We start from the raw sequence: 17,437 nt of genomic DNA, 5'->3' as shown, positions 1-17,437 counted from the left end.
AATTGCAGTCTGGCTTTTTACGATAAAACATCTAACGAAGGTTAAACCCACTACCCCCTCCATGCCGCTAATCTGGCGGCATGAAGACGAATCAATTACCTCACTCAATTGCTGCACTATCAGCCACCCACACCGCTAATCTCGGCGTTGTTGCGCTGTCGTTTGAACTAAACGACGCCGATGCGGGTTGGTGCCAGCTGCTACCCGCCGGACAGTTCAGCGCCGTCGACGGCCGCCCCTTTGATGTGCCCAGCGGCCAATGGACGCTCACCGCCGATATCGCACAACGCCTTATCTCAATTGCCCAAGCTGCCGCTAACGAGCTGGTTATTGATTACGAGCACCAAACCCTCAACGCCGATAAAAACGGTCAGCCTGCGCCCGCAGGCGGCTGGTTTAAAGAGCATATGGAATGGCGGGAAGGTTCTGGCTTATGGATTAAGCCGACCTGGACCGCCCGCGCCCTCGAATATATCAAAGGCAAGGAATACCGCTTTCTGTCTGCCGTTTTTCCCTACGACAAACGCACCGGCGAACCCCTCTTCATTCACAGCGCAGCGCTGACCAATCGTGCAGGCATCGATGGCATGCAAGATCTCGAAGCCCTTTGCGCCCAAATCGTTCCTCACCCTAACCAAGATAACCAACCCCAGGAGAATCCTGTTATGAACGAAGCGATGCGTAAGCTGCTGGCCAAACTCGGCATTGAGCTGAAAGAGGGCGACCAGCTCACCGACGAACAAGGCACGGCGGCCCTGAGCGCGCTGGATGCAATGGCCAAAAAAGCCGCTAATTCAGACACTCTAACCACTGAGGTTGCTGCGCTTAAAGCGAAAGATAGCGACATCGATCTATCTAAGTATGTCCCCGCCGCCACTTACAACGCCCTGGTCACACAGATGGCCGTGCTCAAAGCCGGATCTGATGAGGCCAGCCTAGAGCAACTGCTGAAAGACGCCAAAACCGAAGGCAAGGTGCTGGCCGCCGAAGAGGACTACCTCACCCAGTTTGGCGAACAACAAGGCGTCGCTGCACTAAAAGCGATGCTTGATAGCCGCCCCTCACTGGTGGCGCTAAAGGCTCAACAAACCGACGGTAAAAAGCCTGCACCTCAGAAGGACGACGAGCTAACGCCTGAAGATCTCGCGGTGCTCAGCGCCACCGGACTGGATAAAGACGTCTTCCTCAAATCAAAACAGGAGCTAAATCAATGACCGCTATCGCAGAACGCCTAGGCCGTAAGCGTGCCTACGGAGTTAAAACCGGCGTCACGCTGAACGCCAATACGCCCGCCGTCTTAGTCAGCGGTTATCTCACCTCAGTGACCGACGGCGCGGGGGCGGGTATCAGCGCAGGCGTCACCACCTTTGAAGTGGATAACAGCGCCGGCGCTAACGGCACCATCTTGGCCGAAGTTGTCGCGGGTGAACACAAGTTTGCCAACAGTGGTGATATCGCCGTGACCGATGTAGGGGCCACCGCTTACTTCGTCGATGATGCCATCGTGTCGGCCTCGCATGACACCAACAGCCGTAACCCAGCAGGCAAGATCATCCAGGTGGACGGCGATGGCGTTTGGGTAAATCTGGGGCAGTAAGCCGGGTTTAACTCTTAATTTTAAGGACAGGATCACACGATGAATATTACCCCTAGCACGCTTAAAGCGCTGTACGCCGCCGTTAACGCAGCGTTTCAGATCGGCCGCAGCTCTTACACACCACTCTGGCCTAAAGTTGCCACCTTGGTGCCCTCAACGACAGCCCAAGAAGATTACAGCTGGCTCGGCGAGTTTAGCCGCCTGCGCGAATGGATCGGCGATCGCCAGATCAACCGCATGAAAGTGTATGACTATTCGCTGAAAAACAAAAAGTTCGAAGCGACCGAGGGTATCCCGGCCGAACGTATCGAAGACGACAATTACGGCATTCTCAACCCTAAGTTTCAGGATATGGGCTACGCCTCATCAACTCACCCCGATGAGCTGATCTTTGCCCTGCTTGCCGCCGGTTTCACGACAACCTGCTATGACGGCCAGTATTTCTTTGATACCGACCATCCGGTAGGCGAAGACGGCCAGGAGCAATCTGTCAGCAACTTGCAGGCGGGGTCAGAAAGCCCTTGGTTTCTACTGGATACCACCCGTCCCCTTAAGCCGTTGATCTATCAGCGCCGCCGTGATTATCGCCTGCTAGCGAAAACCGATGCCGGTAATTCCGATCACGTCTTTATGGCAGATGAATACCTCTACGGAGTCGATGGCCGGGGCAACGTAGGCTTTGGTTTTTGGCAGCAGGCCTACGGTTCAAAAGCGGCACTGGATACCACTAACTTTGATAGCGCGATCGCCGCGATGGGGGCGCTTAAATCAGATAAGGGTCGCCCGCTAGGCATTATGCCGAACATGCTGATTGTCGGCCCAAGCAAACGCGCCGCCGCGAAAGCCGTAGTTGAAGCTGAATACAAAGCCCAGGGCGAAAGCAACACCAACTATAAAGCGGTTGAAGTCGTCGTGGTGCCTTGGCTGGCCTGATAAGCGACCTGAACTAACACCGCTGGGCATGGACGCCCATCACCTTACCTGAGAGGAAACCATGCAATGTCTAAAGCAACGATTGTCATTATATGTAGCGCTGGTACGGGCTATCGCCGGGCTGGTGAAGTTTTTCAGCAGGGCCGTAATGAGTTCCCCGTTGATCATTTTACCGAAGCGCAATTGGAGCAGCTGCGTAACGATCGACGCACCGAACTGCTGGAAGGCGAAACAGCCGCGGATAGTGAAGCGCAAGGGGCCGTGGATGCGCAGCGTCTCGCTGAGCTTGTAGCTCATATCGGCACGCTGGATACCGAAGACAAAAGCCTCTGGAAAGAAGACGGCAGCCCTAAAGCCAGCGCTTATCCCAAAGGCACCACCGCTGAAGCGCGTGATGCTGCTTGGGATGTTTTCATCGCTGATCTGGATAAGGCATAAGCCATGTACGCAACCCGCAGCGATATGACCAATCGTTTCGGTGAGGAGGAACTCATCCTTCTCACCGATCGGGATGGCACCACCGGAGCCATTGACGACACCGTGCTAAACCAGGCTCTCGCGGATGCCAGTGCCGAGGTTGATGGTTATATCGGCGGACGTTACACCCTGCCGCTACCTACCGTGCCTGATGTGCTGGTGCGTATCTGCTGCGATATTGCCCGCTATCTGTTGCACGACGAGCACGCGCCCGAACGTATCGAAAAACGTTACGACAATTCGATCAACTTTCTCGGCAAGCTAGGCAGCGGCAAGATCTCCCTCGGCATGCCCGATGAAGGTGGCGCTAGCCCCAGTAATAACACGGCTCAAATGTGCAGTGATGGCCGCGTGTTTGGCCGTCAAAACAGTAAAGGGTTTATCTGATGTTTCAGCTAACCGATAACTATTTGATCGCCGAAGACCATCTAGTGCAAGCGCTAGAAGCGGTCTCCGGCCTGCGCAAGGTATATCGCAGCTGCGACTTAGCCGAGATGAAAGAGCGCGGCCAAGTAACCCCCGCCGCGCATGTTATCTATGCAGGTGACGCTGTGCCAGAAACATCGCAAGGCGGCTTGCAAGGTAATGTTACCCAAACATGGATGATCGTCATTGCCGTCAGCCTACGGGACGCCAACAAAAGCGGCCCGTTACTGGCATCAGTGATTCACGCCATGGCGGGGCTGCACTGCGAGTTAGGCAACTTTGTGCGCAAGAACGCGCCCTCCCGGCCGGGCTTTTCTAACGGCTTTGGCTACTACCCATTAGCGTATCAAATTAAATTCAAAACCAAAGGAGCACGCCCATGAGCGGACTACTGTTAGCAGGCGACGTTTACTTCGATCGCTTTGATGATACCGGCAACCCTACCGGTTTAATTGGGCCGTTAAACGCAACCCAGTTGCAGATTAACACCCCTTCTGAAACCAAAGACCGCGAGTCAAAGAAAAAAGACTCATACGGTCAGGCGTTAGATAGCGTCACCATTGCTAAACCATCAGAGATTGCGATCGCGTTTGATGATCAACCCGCTGAGATGTTGGCGATGGCAATGATGGGGGATACCGCTCCGATCCATCAAGGGGCCGACACAGTCTCCGATGCGCCAATCACAGTATTAAAAGCAGGTTTATGGACCAAGCTACCTCATAGCAATATTGCGGCTGAAGGGCTTAGCGCCGTGCTCGCTTCCGATGATAGCGCGATTGCCGCGACTGCCTATGAGGTTAACTATGCCGCCGGTCTCATTCGGGCCACGGCAGGAGGCGCGCTGGCCGCCGGTGATGACATTAAATTGAGCTACGAGTATGCCGCCATCAGTGGTTCACGCATTAGCGGCGGTGTTCGCCCAACCATCAACGCGCGCATATTCCTAGATGGCACTAACCTCGCCACCGGCAAGCCGGTTAAATGCGAGATACCTAAAGCCTCTCTCGCCCCCTCCGCCGCCGTGGATCTGCTGGCCAGCGAGTATGTATCGACCACCCTGGGCGGCAAGTTAATCCTAAAAACAGGTGAGGCAGCCCCCTTCTATCTCGACCAAGAAAGCTAACTTAACCCGTCAACCGGAGGGCTGCGGCCCTCTTTTCATCGTTCTGTTAATCGGTGCTAGAAATGAATGCCAAAGAGATCGCTCTCAATCTACTGATTAAAGCCAAAAACATGGCCAGCAAGCCGCTATCTGAGCTTAGCGATTCACTGGAAGACACTGATGAGCGTGCCACTCAGGCGGCAAAATCAGTCGATAAGTTTGGCAATGAGTTAACCGGTACGGATAAAGCGGCCGAACAGCTTACCGATAAAAACAGTCGACTTAGCAAAGCTAGCGAGACCTATTCTAAGAAAACGAAAAAAGCCACCACCGAAACCAAAAACTTTAAAAAGCAGCTAAACAATACCTCTAAAGATACCAAAACCCTGACCGGCCGTGTCGGTAATCTCAATAGTAAGCTGAAAGGTTTTCTGCTGGGCGGAGCCGTTGCCGCAGGCTTGGGTAAGTTGTTTAGTGGTGCGCTCAGCTCAAGCGCTCTATTTGAGCGTCAGATGAACCGCGTGAAAGCAGCATCATCGGCAACCACTCAAGAGATGCAGCTGCTGACCAAAGCGGCAGAGGAAGCCGGAAGCACCACGGAATTCACCGCCACTCAGGCGGCTGAAGGGTTAGAGATACTGGTTAGGGCGGGCTTTGACGCGGCTCAAGCGGTTGAGTTACTGCCATCGGTGCTAGCGGTAGCAACCGCTGAAGGTGTCGGCCTAGCTGAAGCGTCGGGTTTAATCTCCGATACCTTATCAGTGATGCAGCTAGAGATTAGCAAAGGCGCATTGGCTACCGATGTACTGGCCCGAGGCTCCTCTCTCGCCAATACCAAAATGCTCGATTTAGGCGGAGCGATCAGTTACACCGGTGCCTTTGCCCGTGAGGCGGGTCTCGATTTAGAGCAAGTCGTTGCCATACTCGACGTGTTAGCCAAAAACGGCCTACGGGGTGAGCGCGCGGGTACCGGTTTGCGGGCCGTCCTTGCCCAATTGGCAGATCCTGCTAGCAAAGCCTCGAAAGCGGTCGCTCAGCTGGGAATCCCAACGGATAACTTTATACAGCTGGTAGAACAGTTACGTCAGAAAGGGCCAGCTGCGGCCACCGCCATTAATGCCTTTGGTATCGAGGCTGGCCCAACACTGCGAGCGCTGATCGCTGAAGGATCAGAGGGTATTACTGACTTTGAAGAGCAACTGCGTGGTGCAGAGGGTGCGGCCAAGACAATGGCCGATACTGCCAGCGATGACCTGATCGGTTCGGCCAAAGGTTTTCAGAGCGCTTGGGATTCACTGCGTAAAACCCTAAGTAACCCACTGCTTGAACCCCTAGCAGGCCTGCTGGATCGTGTGGCGGGCAAGTTCCGCGAGATGAAGGACGCTGGGAACCTACAAGTATGGGGGGAGATTATATCTTTCACGCTTAATCGCGTATCAGGTGCGCTGCAGATTATATTCAATACTCTAACGTTCTCCACGAAAGCGATCGGCACTTTTATTGCTCAAATCACCGTGTGGGTGACCGAGGCAGAATATCAGATCGCCAGGCTGATGAATAAAGTCGGCTTAGTCAGCGATGAAACCGTGCGCGGGCTTGAGATTCAGGCCGGTGGCGTTCGGGCTGTGCTAGACGCCTTGGTTAAAGAGGCCGCACAAGACCTTGACGATATGGGTGATGGCTGGGATCTGCTCTCCGGCAAGGTCACCCTTAGTCAGCAAGTAGCAGCTGAAGCCGCCGCTCAGGCGAGCGAAGAAGCCAAAAATACCGCCAAAACGGTGGCCGGTGCTGGCGATAGCGCGGCCAGTGCGTTAGACGTTGCAACGCAAAGGATTGTTAATAGTTTTACCCAGGCACAAGCCGAAGGAAAAACCGCTGCCGAAGCAATTGATCAGGCGTTTCAGGAGGTCGATCTCGCCAGCAGTGAAGGCATTCAGGCGTTGGGCACGGCTCTCGTTGAGATATCAGAGCAAGCAGGCGGGCTTGATACTGAGCTACAGGACGGCTTAACCAAAACGTTAGAGAGTATGACCGCTAACGAATTGGATGCCTTCCGTCAGAAAGCGATCGAGGCATTTTCTGGCGCTGAAAATGGCGCAGCCAAACTAGACCGCTTACTCAGTGGTGCACTCGAGGTTAGCCTTAAACGCTTGGGTGTCGATACCGAAAAGCTAAAAAGCGGCATGTCGAGTACAGGTGCAGAAGCCGTTACCGCCTTTAAAAACGTTCAGGATGAAATCACCAGAACCGGCACCAGTAGTAAAGACGCGGCGGCCACCTTGCGCGCATCGTTTGAACAGGCGTTAGGTAAGGTCAACACAAAGGCTGGGCTGGATAAACTAAAAGCAAGCATCAAGGATGCGGCTGACGCAGGAATTATCAGCTGGGGCGATTATCAAAAAGCCCTGGAAGCGATAGAGGCCCAATATAAGAAAGTTGAAGCCGCCGCAGAAGAATCAATTTTCAGACAAAAAAGCGGCCTATCAGGTCTGACTGCAGAGGCCAATAAAGCGGCAAAAGCGATTGGTAATAAAGCAGCCCAAACAAAAAAAGACACTAACGAAACCAAGAAAAACGATGAAGCTAGCCGTAACCAATTGGCCAGCTATTCTGGTGTGCTAAAAATAGCAGACAAAACAAAATCAGAATGGGACTCACTTGGTGACGCAATGACCGCCGCGTGGGCCGGTATCGGCGACGGATACGACCGCATAATGAGCAAGTTTCATGGCGGGACATTGCTTTATCTGAAGACCATAAAAGAGGCTGATAACTACCGCGTTAAGCAAGGTAAGGACGTTGTCGCATCATACGAACGACAATCAGCCGCCGCCGACCAACTAGCCGAAACCTTAGCCCGTGGTGGAGCCCAAGCCGCTGCTTTGGCTAAAAATGCCGACGCATCGCTAGCCAGTTTCGATCTGCTTGATAAAACCCGCCTCGATAGTTTGCGATCAGCGATGACTGCGATTAACAACGAAAGCCAGCAGCTCACTGATAATTTGAGCAATACCGTTGCTAGCCTGCAAGACGAGCTAGCAGCGTTAAAAGGTGATAACGCATCCATTGAGGTTAACCAATACCAGCGCCAATTAGCAGAGCTTAAAGCAGCGCAAAACACCGCGCAGACGTCCGGCAACAGTGACGCCTTAAAAGAAGCGCAACAGGCTATTCAACTGCTCAACGAGGCCCACCGTTTACGCCTATCAAATATAGAAAAAGAGCGTGAAGCGGCAGCTGCCGATACCTCTAAGGCTTCCACACCTACAGCAACCGACGCAGCTAACAGCATCGATTCACCCGCAAGAGTGACAAAAGTAGTGCAATTTATGGCACCAAGCGGCAAAGCGGTTAACGCTGAATTCCAAGACGACAACGCCGCCAACGACTTTTTACAACTTCTCAATGATGTGGGGGCCGTATCACGATGATCACACTCAACGGAATCGCCCTGCCCGACGACCTGATCTGGGCCAACGAGTTCGCTTGGTCGGCAGTACGCCAATCAGCAGAGGTGGCTCTAACCGGCGCGCTGATTGTAGAAGAAGCGGCACAACAAGCGGGCCGCCCTATTACGCTAACCGGCGGTTGGGCCACACGGACGCTAGTCGAACAGCTATACGCGTTAGTTCAGCTGCCGGGACAAAGCTACTCGCTACAGATCAATGATCAGACCTATAACGTGATGTTTCTGCATACCGACAACGCAATGACGGCAGAGCCTGTGCTCGCAGTAACAGACCCCGCGCCAACCGATTCCTATTATTTAACACTTCGATTCATGGTGGTTTGAGCATGGCAATTTTAGACACCGATATTAAATTAATGGCCTCAGAACGCCTAACCGATGACGACGATGGCGGCGGGATGATGAGTGCCGTTGAAGTTCAAGACGGCGTTGTTAATAACCTATTTCCCGACATCAGCCGGCTAAATAGAACCTATGGCCGCGTCGATTTGCGCAAATGCTACGCCGCCGTGCTGACAGCCAACCAGGATATTTATTATGGCTCCCATGTAATCGTGACAGACACCCCAGACGACCCTCGGGTTTCCGTGATGATGTTCACAACAGGCAGCTATACCGACGAACGAGCGGCCGCACAGAATCACATCGAGAGCTATGTGGTAAAAGGCCCAGTATCGGATTACACCCTGCTGGGCGACCAGCTCGAAGGTCAGCGCATGGTGAAAGTCTACTCACGGATTGACGCAAAGCTGCCAGAGATCGGGCAGGTTTACATGCTAAGCCTGGAAGACGAAGACGGGGAATCAACCGGCGGCTTTCAGTACATCCGCGTGACCACGATAGAGCATGAAATACTTGAATTTGAAGATGACAAGGGGATTTATCAGCGCCGTGTTATCACTCTAGGGATCGGCTCCGCACTGCGCGAAACTTTCGCCGGGCCGCAAACAGCTAGCCGATACTCTGCCGTTGAAACTGATACCGTCTTTAGAACAACGCAGGTCGCCGACGCCAGCAAATACTATGGACAGGTAAAAGTAAGCGAAGCGATCAGCAACAGCCCTATGAGTATCAAGCTAGATAGCATTTATGGGCAGCTAGTCCCAAGTGCGACCGTTGAAAGCCCCGTTGCAAACGTGGCCGCTGGTGTAGAGCGGCTTAATATCGTGGCCGCCGGTGCCCCCTATTCGATCACCACGGCGAACGCATCAACATTTTCATTCGGCCGGGCAATCACCGAAGGATCAGTCACCGTGAATTATGGCGGAAGGGCGACGTATGAAGATGACGGCAACGGCGCGCTAATTTGCACCTACACCACAAGCAGCAGCTATGGCGTTGTCGGTGCACAAAACGGGTCAATCGATTACGAATCAGGCACGGTGACAGGCTTTAGTGTAGGAGGCAGCTATACCATCACTATGACCGCGACCCCGGCGGCCGCGATCTATGACACTGCTCACACAGACCATGAAAAAATCGAACTAATCAATCGCGGCTATAACTACGTTAAAACACTACGGCCCATGCCGCAGCCAGGCACTCTGTTTGTGGATTATATGGCACAGGGCGAATGGTACCGGATGCAGGACAACGGCAGTGGCGTGTTAGAAGACGAGGCCGGCGGCGCTGGGACTATCGATTATGCAACCGGAACCGTTGTGGTAACGCTGGGAGCGTTGCCCGACACCGACAGCGAGGTGATTTACACTTGGGCCAGTCCTTCACATTACGAGATCAGGACAGCAGACCCAGATATTGAGACAGGTTATCTTTATTTTACCGTTTCAGCCGGGGAGTTTTTGCCCAACTCGCTATCATTCAACTACGACGCCGGCGGCGTTGTTAGAACCGTAACCGACGACGGCAGCGGCAACCTGACCGGCGATGGCACAGGCCACGTCATCTATGGGCTGGGGCAAGTAGGGCTCAAACCCACCTACCTGCCAGATTCAGACTCAGTTTTAACCATCAACTATGACAAAGGCACAATCCAGCAAGAAACGCTGACCAGTTACGGCATGAGCGGCGATGATGCCACGTTTACTGTCGCCGGCAAACCGATTAAACCGGGAACATTTGCCGCAAAATTTAACCAGGACTGGGACTGGGAGCGAGACAGCCCTTATTCATCAGACAAGCACAACACCGGCACCCGAGAGGTGACCGTATCAGACAATGGCGATGGAACACTAAGCAACGGTGGTACCATCAATTACATCTCCGGCGCGGTATCAATGCCGGTTAACTACAGCAACTCAAACTCAAAACAATGGTGGGGCGGCGGTTACCATACAGAAACCAGTATCGGCATCATCAACGGCAACATCGATATTTATTACCAGCTCGACAGCGTGATCCCCGACGCCGTGACCGAAAGCGCCACCATTCCTAACGTCACTATCGACCTAACGCCGACAACCCTGCGGGATATAGTGCCGGGCAGTGTAGAGTTTATATGGGGCGGCAAAACATACATCGACAGAAGCGGCGAGATATACACAGACTGGGATCGTCAGACCGGCGCAGCTAATGCCGTGGGCGTTATTGACTATTCAACCGGCATTATTTCAATGAATGAATACACCGGCGGCGGTAACAATTCACTAACGCTGAAAACCATGCTGACAAAAATAGGCGCCTGGTACGCATACAGCATTTATTTCAGAACGCCGGGCGCTCCTATGCGGCCACTATCCATGTATTTCATGGCAACCAAACCCGATGGCTCAACCATCGGCATGACACCAAACGGACAAGGGGAGATCGACACAAACGACGCCCAGGGCCACGTCGATTATGAAACCGGCATCACTAGCATCGAGTTCGGGCGGTACGTGCTAGAAACCAGCCTGACGGCCGATCAGCGGGCCGATTTTTGGTATGACGCGGCCAACATACAGGAAGACGGAACGATCTGGGTGCCAGACCCCGTGGAACCGACAACAATGAAATATAACGCCGTTGTTTATTCCATGATGCCGCTAGATGAATCGATATTAGGCCTCGACCCAGTGCGCCTGCCGATTGATGGCCGAGTGCCAATTGTGCGCAGCGGCGATGTTGGTGTTATCCACAACACAAAACGCCAGGAGCTACCCAGCCCCATCAGCGCCGGGCAGACCGTGACGCTGGCGAGGGATGAACTGGCCGCCTGCTACCTAGTAGACCAAAACGACACCGTCGTTGACGCCGCACAATACAGCACAGACCGCGAAGCCGGCACCATAACAATGGCCGACCCGATGGATTTAACTGGGCTAGTCGAGCCGTTGGTGGCCGTTAATCGGATAGAAGATATGGTGCTGGTGAACGAAGCACAGATCAACGGCCAGATCACCTTAGTCGGCGCAGTCGAACGGGACTATGACTCAACCGATACCTATTTTTCAACCGCGCTAATATTTAACAATATCGCCTCAAGAGCGCATCACTTATTCAGCCAATCGACGTGGACAAGCGTATGGGAAGACACCCGTATCGGTAGCAATACAACCGCCCAATACAACGACCGGCTTTATCCAATACAGGTGGACAACAAGAACGCTATTCGGGAGCGCTGGGCGATTATTTTTACTAGCTCTTCATCGTTCAATGTCGTTGGTGAAGTGTCCGGACAGATAGACTCCGGTAGTACCACTATTGATTGCGCACCTATAAATCCGATAACAGGTGAGCCATATTTCACTATTTTAGCCGATGGCTGGGGCAGTGGTTGGAGCACAAACAATGTGATTCGATTTAATACAGACGCGGCCCACGCACCGATATGGATTGCGAGAACAACGATCAGTGGCAAGCCAACAAAAGAAGACGACAGCTTTAAGCTTCAGATAAGAGGAGATGCAGACTAATGGCTATCACAGATTTAAACGATCCAGCATTAATAGAAATGTGGACAATGGCCAACACGAACGTGGGAGTAACAACACTATACGGCGAAAAAGGGGTATATAACGCTTCAATAAGTGGCGCTATTTCAGTTGATGGCGTCATGGGGGACGCTATATATATTTCAGAAGGACGGGCCGACTTCGGCACAGCAATTATTCCTGCAACTGGGGACTGGGCAATATGTGGCTACATAATTTTTCCAGAAATTCCAGAAATAGAAAAAAACATTTTCGGACAATATGAGCTAGGTCATTCTGGTAGGCTTCTTGGCCGGATTAGTGCTCAAAATTATGAAGTCGGATCACTTAGCTTATTTATTGGCGGGATAAGTGTTGGATCAAGGCTTGTTACTATTGGAAAGCAGCACTTTTTTATGATGTACAGAAGAGGAGGGATTATAGGTGTAGCCGTTGATAACCTTGAATGGGAAGAGGCAGCAGTAAGCGCAAGTTTGTCTATATATCAAGGGCGGACATACTTCTTTGATGAAGACTCACTGACAGACCAAGACATAACGTGTGTCGCCGAAAGATGGCGGATGTTAAATCGCGTACCAACCGAAGAGGAATACTTCAAATTAATGGCGGAAGCTCGGCCATACACGATAAGAGGTGTTATTGATGTTGATGCAATACCGCATGTAGGGAAAGTATATGCGGTTGATGGGAGCACGGGTAGCTTAATAGCCAGCACAACAACAAATTCCAGCGGCGAGTACGAGTTTTTTATAACCAAAGAGGATGATATTTTAGTTATTCCAGAGCCGCCGGACGGATACAAAGCAAAAATTGCAGGGCCAATAACACCAGCATTGAGGACTTTTGAATGACTATCCGAATAACAACAGCGCTAAGAAACGCTAGAGCCACGGCAATTATTGACGCGCTGGACGCAGCAGTTACACCGGCAGCTTTTGAACAGTACAGCGGCGGCCAACCAGACCCAGACTCATCTATTGATTCAATAGCTGCTCACGCGACTGCGACCGCGTACACCGCAGGCGATTACGTTACTGGGGCCGGTAACTACTACCGAGCTGGAAACGACGGGACAAGCGACGCAGCAGCCCCAACTTGGCCGAACGACGGCGGAACCGTGACCGACAACGACATTACATGGCAAGACATGGGGGAAATTCCTGTTTTATTGGGAACGCTAACCCTTAGCCAGCCTGCAGGAACCGTGGCCGATGGAGTGCTGACGTTTGACGCATGGACAGAGGACAGCAGCGCAGACGCAAGCAACACGGCCACATGGGGTCGGTTCAGAGATGGCGACGGCAATAACGTGCTGGACGGCAGTATTGGCACTGCAGGATCAGGGGCCGACTTCACCATCAACACAGCCGATATTGTGGCCGGCGGCCCTATTCGCATCAAAGCCGGCACAACGCCCCAACTTATCGAGCCAGGCGCTTAAATGAGCTACACCCCACCAACCGGCGACGCGGTAAACTTCAGCTTTACAGAGCTTTATACTCCGCCCGCCGGCGACGCGGTAAACTTTTCGTTTATCGATTCATCAGCGTTTGAACTAACGATTAATCCGACGCTGCCGGAGATAATAAGCGCCCTATCGGTTGAGCATGCGTCGCCGGTTGATGTTGAAATATTGGCCCAGATCCCTGAGCTAAGTGCCGCAATAAGCCTGATATTAGATAACGCTCGCGACCTAGATATTAAACCGACCCTGCCAGCCCTGCAGGCAGACGTTCAAATCGCAAGAGGGGCCATTTTATCTATTGCCGCCGAAATGCCAGCCATACAAACCGGCATAACTCTGCAATGGGGCGAAACTATACCCGCCGCAACGGTCACCAACAGCGGATCAGATGCAGGTAAGGGCTTTGCCTGGGGGATAGCATCAACGGCCCAAGCCGAGCCAGCAATCCCGTTCAACGAGATACCCGAAAAGCAACACAGCACCCAAAGCGACTGGGACGCAGGCGAAGCCCACGACGGAGAGCCAGAAATGCTATTCGGCCTATTCCCCGAAAAAAGCCGCGAAAGCATAGCGCCGTGGGACAGGTTCGAGCAGCAGCTTTATGCTGATGACGAAATGCCGAGCAACTACCCACAGCCGACAGATTTAAGCAAAGCAACGCCATGGGATAGTTTCGAGCGCACTATCGACGAAGACCATACAGACCCGTGGAACTGGCCGCCGCCGGTTGATGTAGACAGCCTTTACCCGTTCCGCCGAGTTGATCTATTCGGCGAACGCCAAGTATGGGACACCCGGAATTATACGCCACCCCCAGGTAATGCCGTGAATTTCAGCTTTACCGAACTTTATGTGGCGCCTGAGCACGACTCGGTGAATTTCTCATGGGGAGCCGCAAACCCTTACACCGAAGAGCCAGCACGACCGGCCGATATGGGCGTTATTATCCCGCACGATAACCCCTCAGCAATAAATGAAAACAACCGTGTAGTTTGGGGCGACGGTAGCTGGACGCGCCCGGCCCCTGATTACGAATACAGCCCAGGATGGCAGGCCGACGCCGACGAAGATGAAGCCGAGCGACCCGAGCAACCAGAAATAAAAAGGGTTTATATTTTTATGCCTAATCTAACGCTATATAGAACACCCGACGGGGCTGAAATAGAGGCGACTAACGTTAGCTGGGCTACTGACAGCGATAGTTGGGGCTGGCGCTTTACCGCCACGATTAAAAAGCAATCAGACCTCGCATTACTAAAACCCAATAGTAATGGTCCCAGAGAGATCACCTGCGAGATCAACGGCCACACATTCTCGGGCATTGTCGAAAGCTATAGCGTCTCACGACAGTTCGGACAAACAGGAATATCAATCAAAGGGCGCAGCCTAAGCGGCTATCTATCCGATCCATACGCCCCGAAGCGAAGCAAGGCCATCACCGCCGCCTATACCGCGCAGCAGCTAGCCGAGCAGGAATTAGACGCAACAGGCTGGACGCTAGACTGGCAGGCCCAAGACTGGCTAATACCAGGCGGTGCTTATAGTTATCAAGAACTAGACCCTATTGCAGCTATCAAGCGGCTAGCCAATACCGTAGGGGCTATCGTGCAGAGTCACCCCACCGATAAGCGATTGATTGTTAAATCACGCTACCCTATCAGCCCTCATAAGTGGGGCGATGCAGACACAGTGTTAGATGCCATTCTCCCCGCCTCCCTTATGGAGCAAGCAGGAAGTCAGTTTAAAACACTGTCAACTTATAACCGAGCCATCGCTGCTGGGGGTAAAACTGGCGGAGTTATTGTCACCCTCACCCGCGACGGCACTGCGGGTGACGAACTCGCCCCGCTAGTAACCGACGAGCTAATAACACATCAAAATGCAGGCTATGAACGCGCCCGCATTGAAATAGCCAAAGGCGGCACTTGGGAAGAAATGACCTTCACCACCTGGCTAACAGAGCACGGAGTTGCCCCTGGATTACTGTTACCCGGTCATTTGGTAGAAATTCAAGATATCGACGAAACCTACCCCGTGCTGATCTCGGGCACGACTATCAGCGCCCAAAGCACCGCTGACACATTAACCGTTCGCCAACAACTCGCCGCCGATAGGAGGGTTAATGTCTAACATCTGGACGCAATTTGAAAACTTATTAGAAAAAGATAGTACTCAGATCGCCACCATTATCAGCACTGACGGCACAGAGAGTACTGTCGAGCTACTAAGCGGCGACCGGCTAAAAGTCACCGGCACTGGCACCACAGGAGGAGCCGTATATATAAAAGGAGGAGAGATAAAACAAGCAGCCCCAACGCTGCCGCAATACAACATGATTCTTTATTAAGAAACATTAAACAGAAGGAAGCGACCCAATAACGCGGCAACGTTATTGAGCCGTCAGAACACGTAAGCCATCTACGTGAACCAACCCAGGGCTTCCCCGCCTCGCGAGGCAGGGCAAGCCTACCAGATTTTAGGTAGGTTCACATGCAAGACATACGTTGTCAGCGCTGTAATAAGCTGTTGGCTAAAGCAATTTATCAAGTTTTAGAAATAAAATGCTCCCGTTGTGGAGTAATCAACCAGAGGGCCGCGAGCCCCATAGATATGAAAGGTACATATCATGGCAAAGCCCCTCATTCCTTGGATCGGCGGAAAACGTAAACTAGCTGATCACATTCTGCCGCTGTTCCCTGAGCACTCATGCTACGTTGAACCGTTCAGTGGAGCTGCGGCTCTATTCTTCCTAAAAGAACCGAGCCAAACTGAAATTCTAAATGATGTTAACGGCGACCTAGTGAACCTTTACCGGATTGTTAAACATCACCTGGAAGAGCTTTATAAACAATTCAAATGGATACTCACCAGCCGCCAAAACTGGCAGTGGATGCAGCAGACGCCACCAGAAACACTGACCGATATCCAACGCGCAGCCCGCTTTCTCTATCTGCAGAAACTGGCCTTCGGCGGTAAGGTAGAAGGTCAAAGCTTCGGCACCAGTACCACAGGTAGACCTAGGTTTAATATATTCACACTAGAACAAGATCTCGCCGATGCTCACTACCGGTTGTCTAATACAACAATTGAACACCTTGACTGGAAGCACATCATCAAGAAATACGATCGCCCCGGCACCCTTTTCTATTGCGATCCACCCTACTGGCAGACAGAAGGCTATGGCGTTCCCTTTGGCTTTGAAGAGTATGAAGAGATGGCCAGCCTAGCCCAATCGATACAAGGCCACATGATCATCAGCATCAACGATCACCCAGACATCCGAAAGGTATTTGCAAACCTCCCCGTGGTCGAAGTAGATTATCAGTACACCGTTGGTGGTTCAGACAAGGCCCAAGATTGTATAGAGCTTATCTTCGGAAACTGGAAGGAGCAACCAAGACCAAAGGGACAGCAGGGGTTATTTTAATGGATAAGAATTGGAAAAAGTTTTTCACTAGTAACATGTTAAGTTACATTCCGCCAACATCAATTGCCTTCAAAATAGTTCTGATGTCATCAATTTCATTCACTCTGTCATTCATATTCTGGGATTACATTTCCGCTAACCATGAACAGATAAGAAACATCGGCTTAGTGTCAGCGGCTCTTATCGGTTTCCCTATGTTGATTTGGCGTACTCGCATTGCCGATAAGCAAACTCAAATATCCAATAGGCAAACAGAAACATCTGAAGCAAGTCATATTGCAGATGTTTACACCAAGGCTATAGAGCAACTAGGTGCAAAAGATGGTGAGGGCAAGCCGCATCTGGAACTGCGCTTAGGTGGTCTTTATGCTTTAGAAAGGATCGCCAAAAGCAATGAAATATATCATCCGCAGATAATGGAAGTGCTCTGCGCCTACGTACGGATGCGTTCCGGCCAAGTCGCTGCTAATAAACCAAACGAAAACAAAATGGAGAGTCAGCCTGAAGCTCATGACGAACAATCATATAAAATCATCCAACCGGAAACTGATATTCAGGCAGTCATAACGGTTATTGTTCGCAGAAATTCTGATTTTGATGGTTTATTGCAACTGGATCTTTCAGATGCACAATTATCGCGTTATGACCTCAACGGAGCCAATCTCA

At 52.0% G+C, this 17,437-nt stretch carries 17 protein-coding genes; all 17 read left to right on the top strand.

All coding sequences use genetic code 11. The features are described 5' to 3' along the window. The first annotated feature begins 80 nt into the window (after positions 1-80). Complete coding sequence (locus KO512_RS16575; RefSeq protein ID WP_215953462.1) at positions 81-1,214, top strand: phage protease; 1,134 nt, start codon at positions 81-83, stop codon at positions 1,212-1,214. Next, positions 1,211-1,597, top strand: coding sequence for a hypothetical protein (locus tag KO512_RS16570; protein WP_215953461.1), 387 nt, complete (start codon positions 1,211-1,213; stop codon positions 1,595-1,597). Before KO512_RS16575 ends, KO512_RS16570 begins: the two co-directional genes overlap by 4 nt. Positions 1,598-1,636: 39 nt before the next feature. After that, positions 1,637-2,530 (top strand): Mu-like prophage major head subunit gpT family protein, encoded by an 894-nt coding sequence (locus tag KO512_RS16565; protein WP_215953460.1) that lies wholly within the window; start codon positions 1,637-1,639, stop codon positions 2,528-2,530. Positions 2,531-2,596: 66 nt separating this feature from the next. Next, on the top strand, positions 2,597-2,968 hold the full coding sequence (locus KO512_RS16560; RefSeq protein WP_215953459.1) for an HI1506-related protein: 372 nt from the start codon (positions 2,597-2,599) through the stop codon (positions 2,966-2,968). Between the two features lie 3 nt (positions 2,969-2,971). Next, positions 2,972-3,394: a gp436 family protein gene (locus KO512_RS16555; protein ID WP_215953458.1), complete on the top strand. Its 423-nt coding sequence runs from the start codon at positions 2,972-2,974 to the stop codon at positions 3,392-3,394. Continuing rightward, a complete protein-coding gene (locus tag KO512_RS16550; RefSeq protein WP_215953457.1) occupies positions 3,394-3,816 on the top strand; it encodes a phage tail terminator protein in 423 nt (140 codons plus the stop codon). The genes KO512_RS16555 and KO512_RS16550 overlap by 1 nt, the downstream gene beginning before the upstream one ends. After that, complete coding sequence (locus tag KO512_RS16545; RefSeq protein WP_215953456.1) at positions 3,813-4,559, top strand: hypothetical protein; 747 nt, start codon at positions 3,813-3,815, stop codon at positions 4,557-4,559. The genes KO512_RS16550 and KO512_RS16545 overlap by 4 nt, the downstream gene beginning before the upstream one ends. Positions 4,560-4,621: 62 nt before the next feature. Then, the gene (locus KO512_RS16540) at positions 4,622-7,969 is read left to right on the top strand and encodes a phage tail tape measure protein (protein ID WP_215953455.1); all 3,348 of its coding nucleotides are present in this window, start codon (positions 4,622-4,624) and stop codon (positions 7,967-7,969) included. Further along, on the top strand, positions 7,966-8,331 hold the full coding sequence (locus KO512_RS16535; RefSeq protein ID WP_215953454.1) for a hypothetical protein: 366 nt from the start codon (positions 7,966-7,968) through the stop codon (positions 8,329-8,331). The genes KO512_RS16540 and KO512_RS16535 overlap by 4 nt, the downstream gene beginning before the upstream one ends. A gap of 2 nt (positions 8,332-8,333) precedes the next feature. After that, the gene (locus KO512_RS16530; protein WP_215953453.1) at positions 8,334-11,861 is read left to right on the top strand and encodes a hypothetical protein; all 3,528 of its coding nucleotides are present in this window, start codon (positions 8,334-8,336) and stop codon (positions 11,859-11,861) included. After that, positions 11,861-12,730, top strand: coding sequence for a hypothetical protein (locus KO512_RS16525; RefSeq protein ID WP_215953452.1), 870 nt, complete (start codon positions 11,861-11,863; stop codon positions 12,728-12,730). The genes KO512_RS16530 and KO512_RS16525 overlap by 1 nt, the downstream gene beginning before the upstream one ends. Positions 12,731-12,996: 266 nt before the next feature. Beyond that, complete coding sequence (locus KO512_RS16520) at positions 12,997-13,320, top strand: hypothetical protein (protein WP_215953451.1); 324 nt, start codon at positions 12,997-12,999, stop codon at positions 13,318-13,320. Beyond that, entirely contained in the window at positions 13,321-15,474 is a 2,154-nt protein-coding gene (locus KO512_RS16515) for a hypothetical protein (RefSeq protein ID WP_215953450.1), read from the top strand. Continuing rightward, the gene (locus tag KO512_RS16510) at positions 15,467-15,691 is read left to right on the top strand and encodes a hypothetical protein (RefSeq protein WP_215953449.1); all 225 of its coding nucleotides are present in this window, start codon (positions 15,467-15,469) and stop codon (positions 15,689-15,691) included. The genes KO512_RS16515 and KO512_RS16510 overlap by 8 nt, the downstream gene beginning before the upstream one ends. A 143-nt stretch (positions 15,692-15,834) precedes the next feature. Further along, positions 15,835-16,011 carry a Com family DNA-binding transcriptional regulator gene (locus KO512_RS16505; protein ID WP_215953448.1) on the top strand — a complete coding sequence of 59 codons (177 nt, stop codon included), beginning with the start codon at positions 15,835-15,837 and terminating at the stop codon, positions 16,009-16,011. Further along, positions 15,971-16,771 (top strand): DNA adenine methylase, encoded by an 801-nt coding sequence (locus KO512_RS16500; protein ID WP_215953447.1) that lies wholly within the window; start codon positions 15,971-15,973, stop codon positions 16,769-16,771. Before KO512_RS16505 ends, KO512_RS16500 begins: the two co-directional genes overlap by 41 nt. Next, positions 16,771-17,437, top strand: a 667-nt coding sequence (locus tag KO512_RS16495) for a hypothetical protein (RefSeq protein WP_215953446.1), incomplete at its 3' end; no start/stop codon positions are given. The genes KO512_RS16500 and KO512_RS16495, both read left to right, overlap by 1 nt.

This window comes from Amphritea atlantica, assembly GCF_018860855.1.
Lineage (GTDB): Bacteria > Pseudomonadota > Gammaproteobacteria > Pseudomonadales > Balneatricaceae > Amphritea > Amphritea atlantica_A.
Note: the sequence above shows the minus strand (reverse complement) of the source record. Positions and strands in the feature narration are given on the sequence as shown.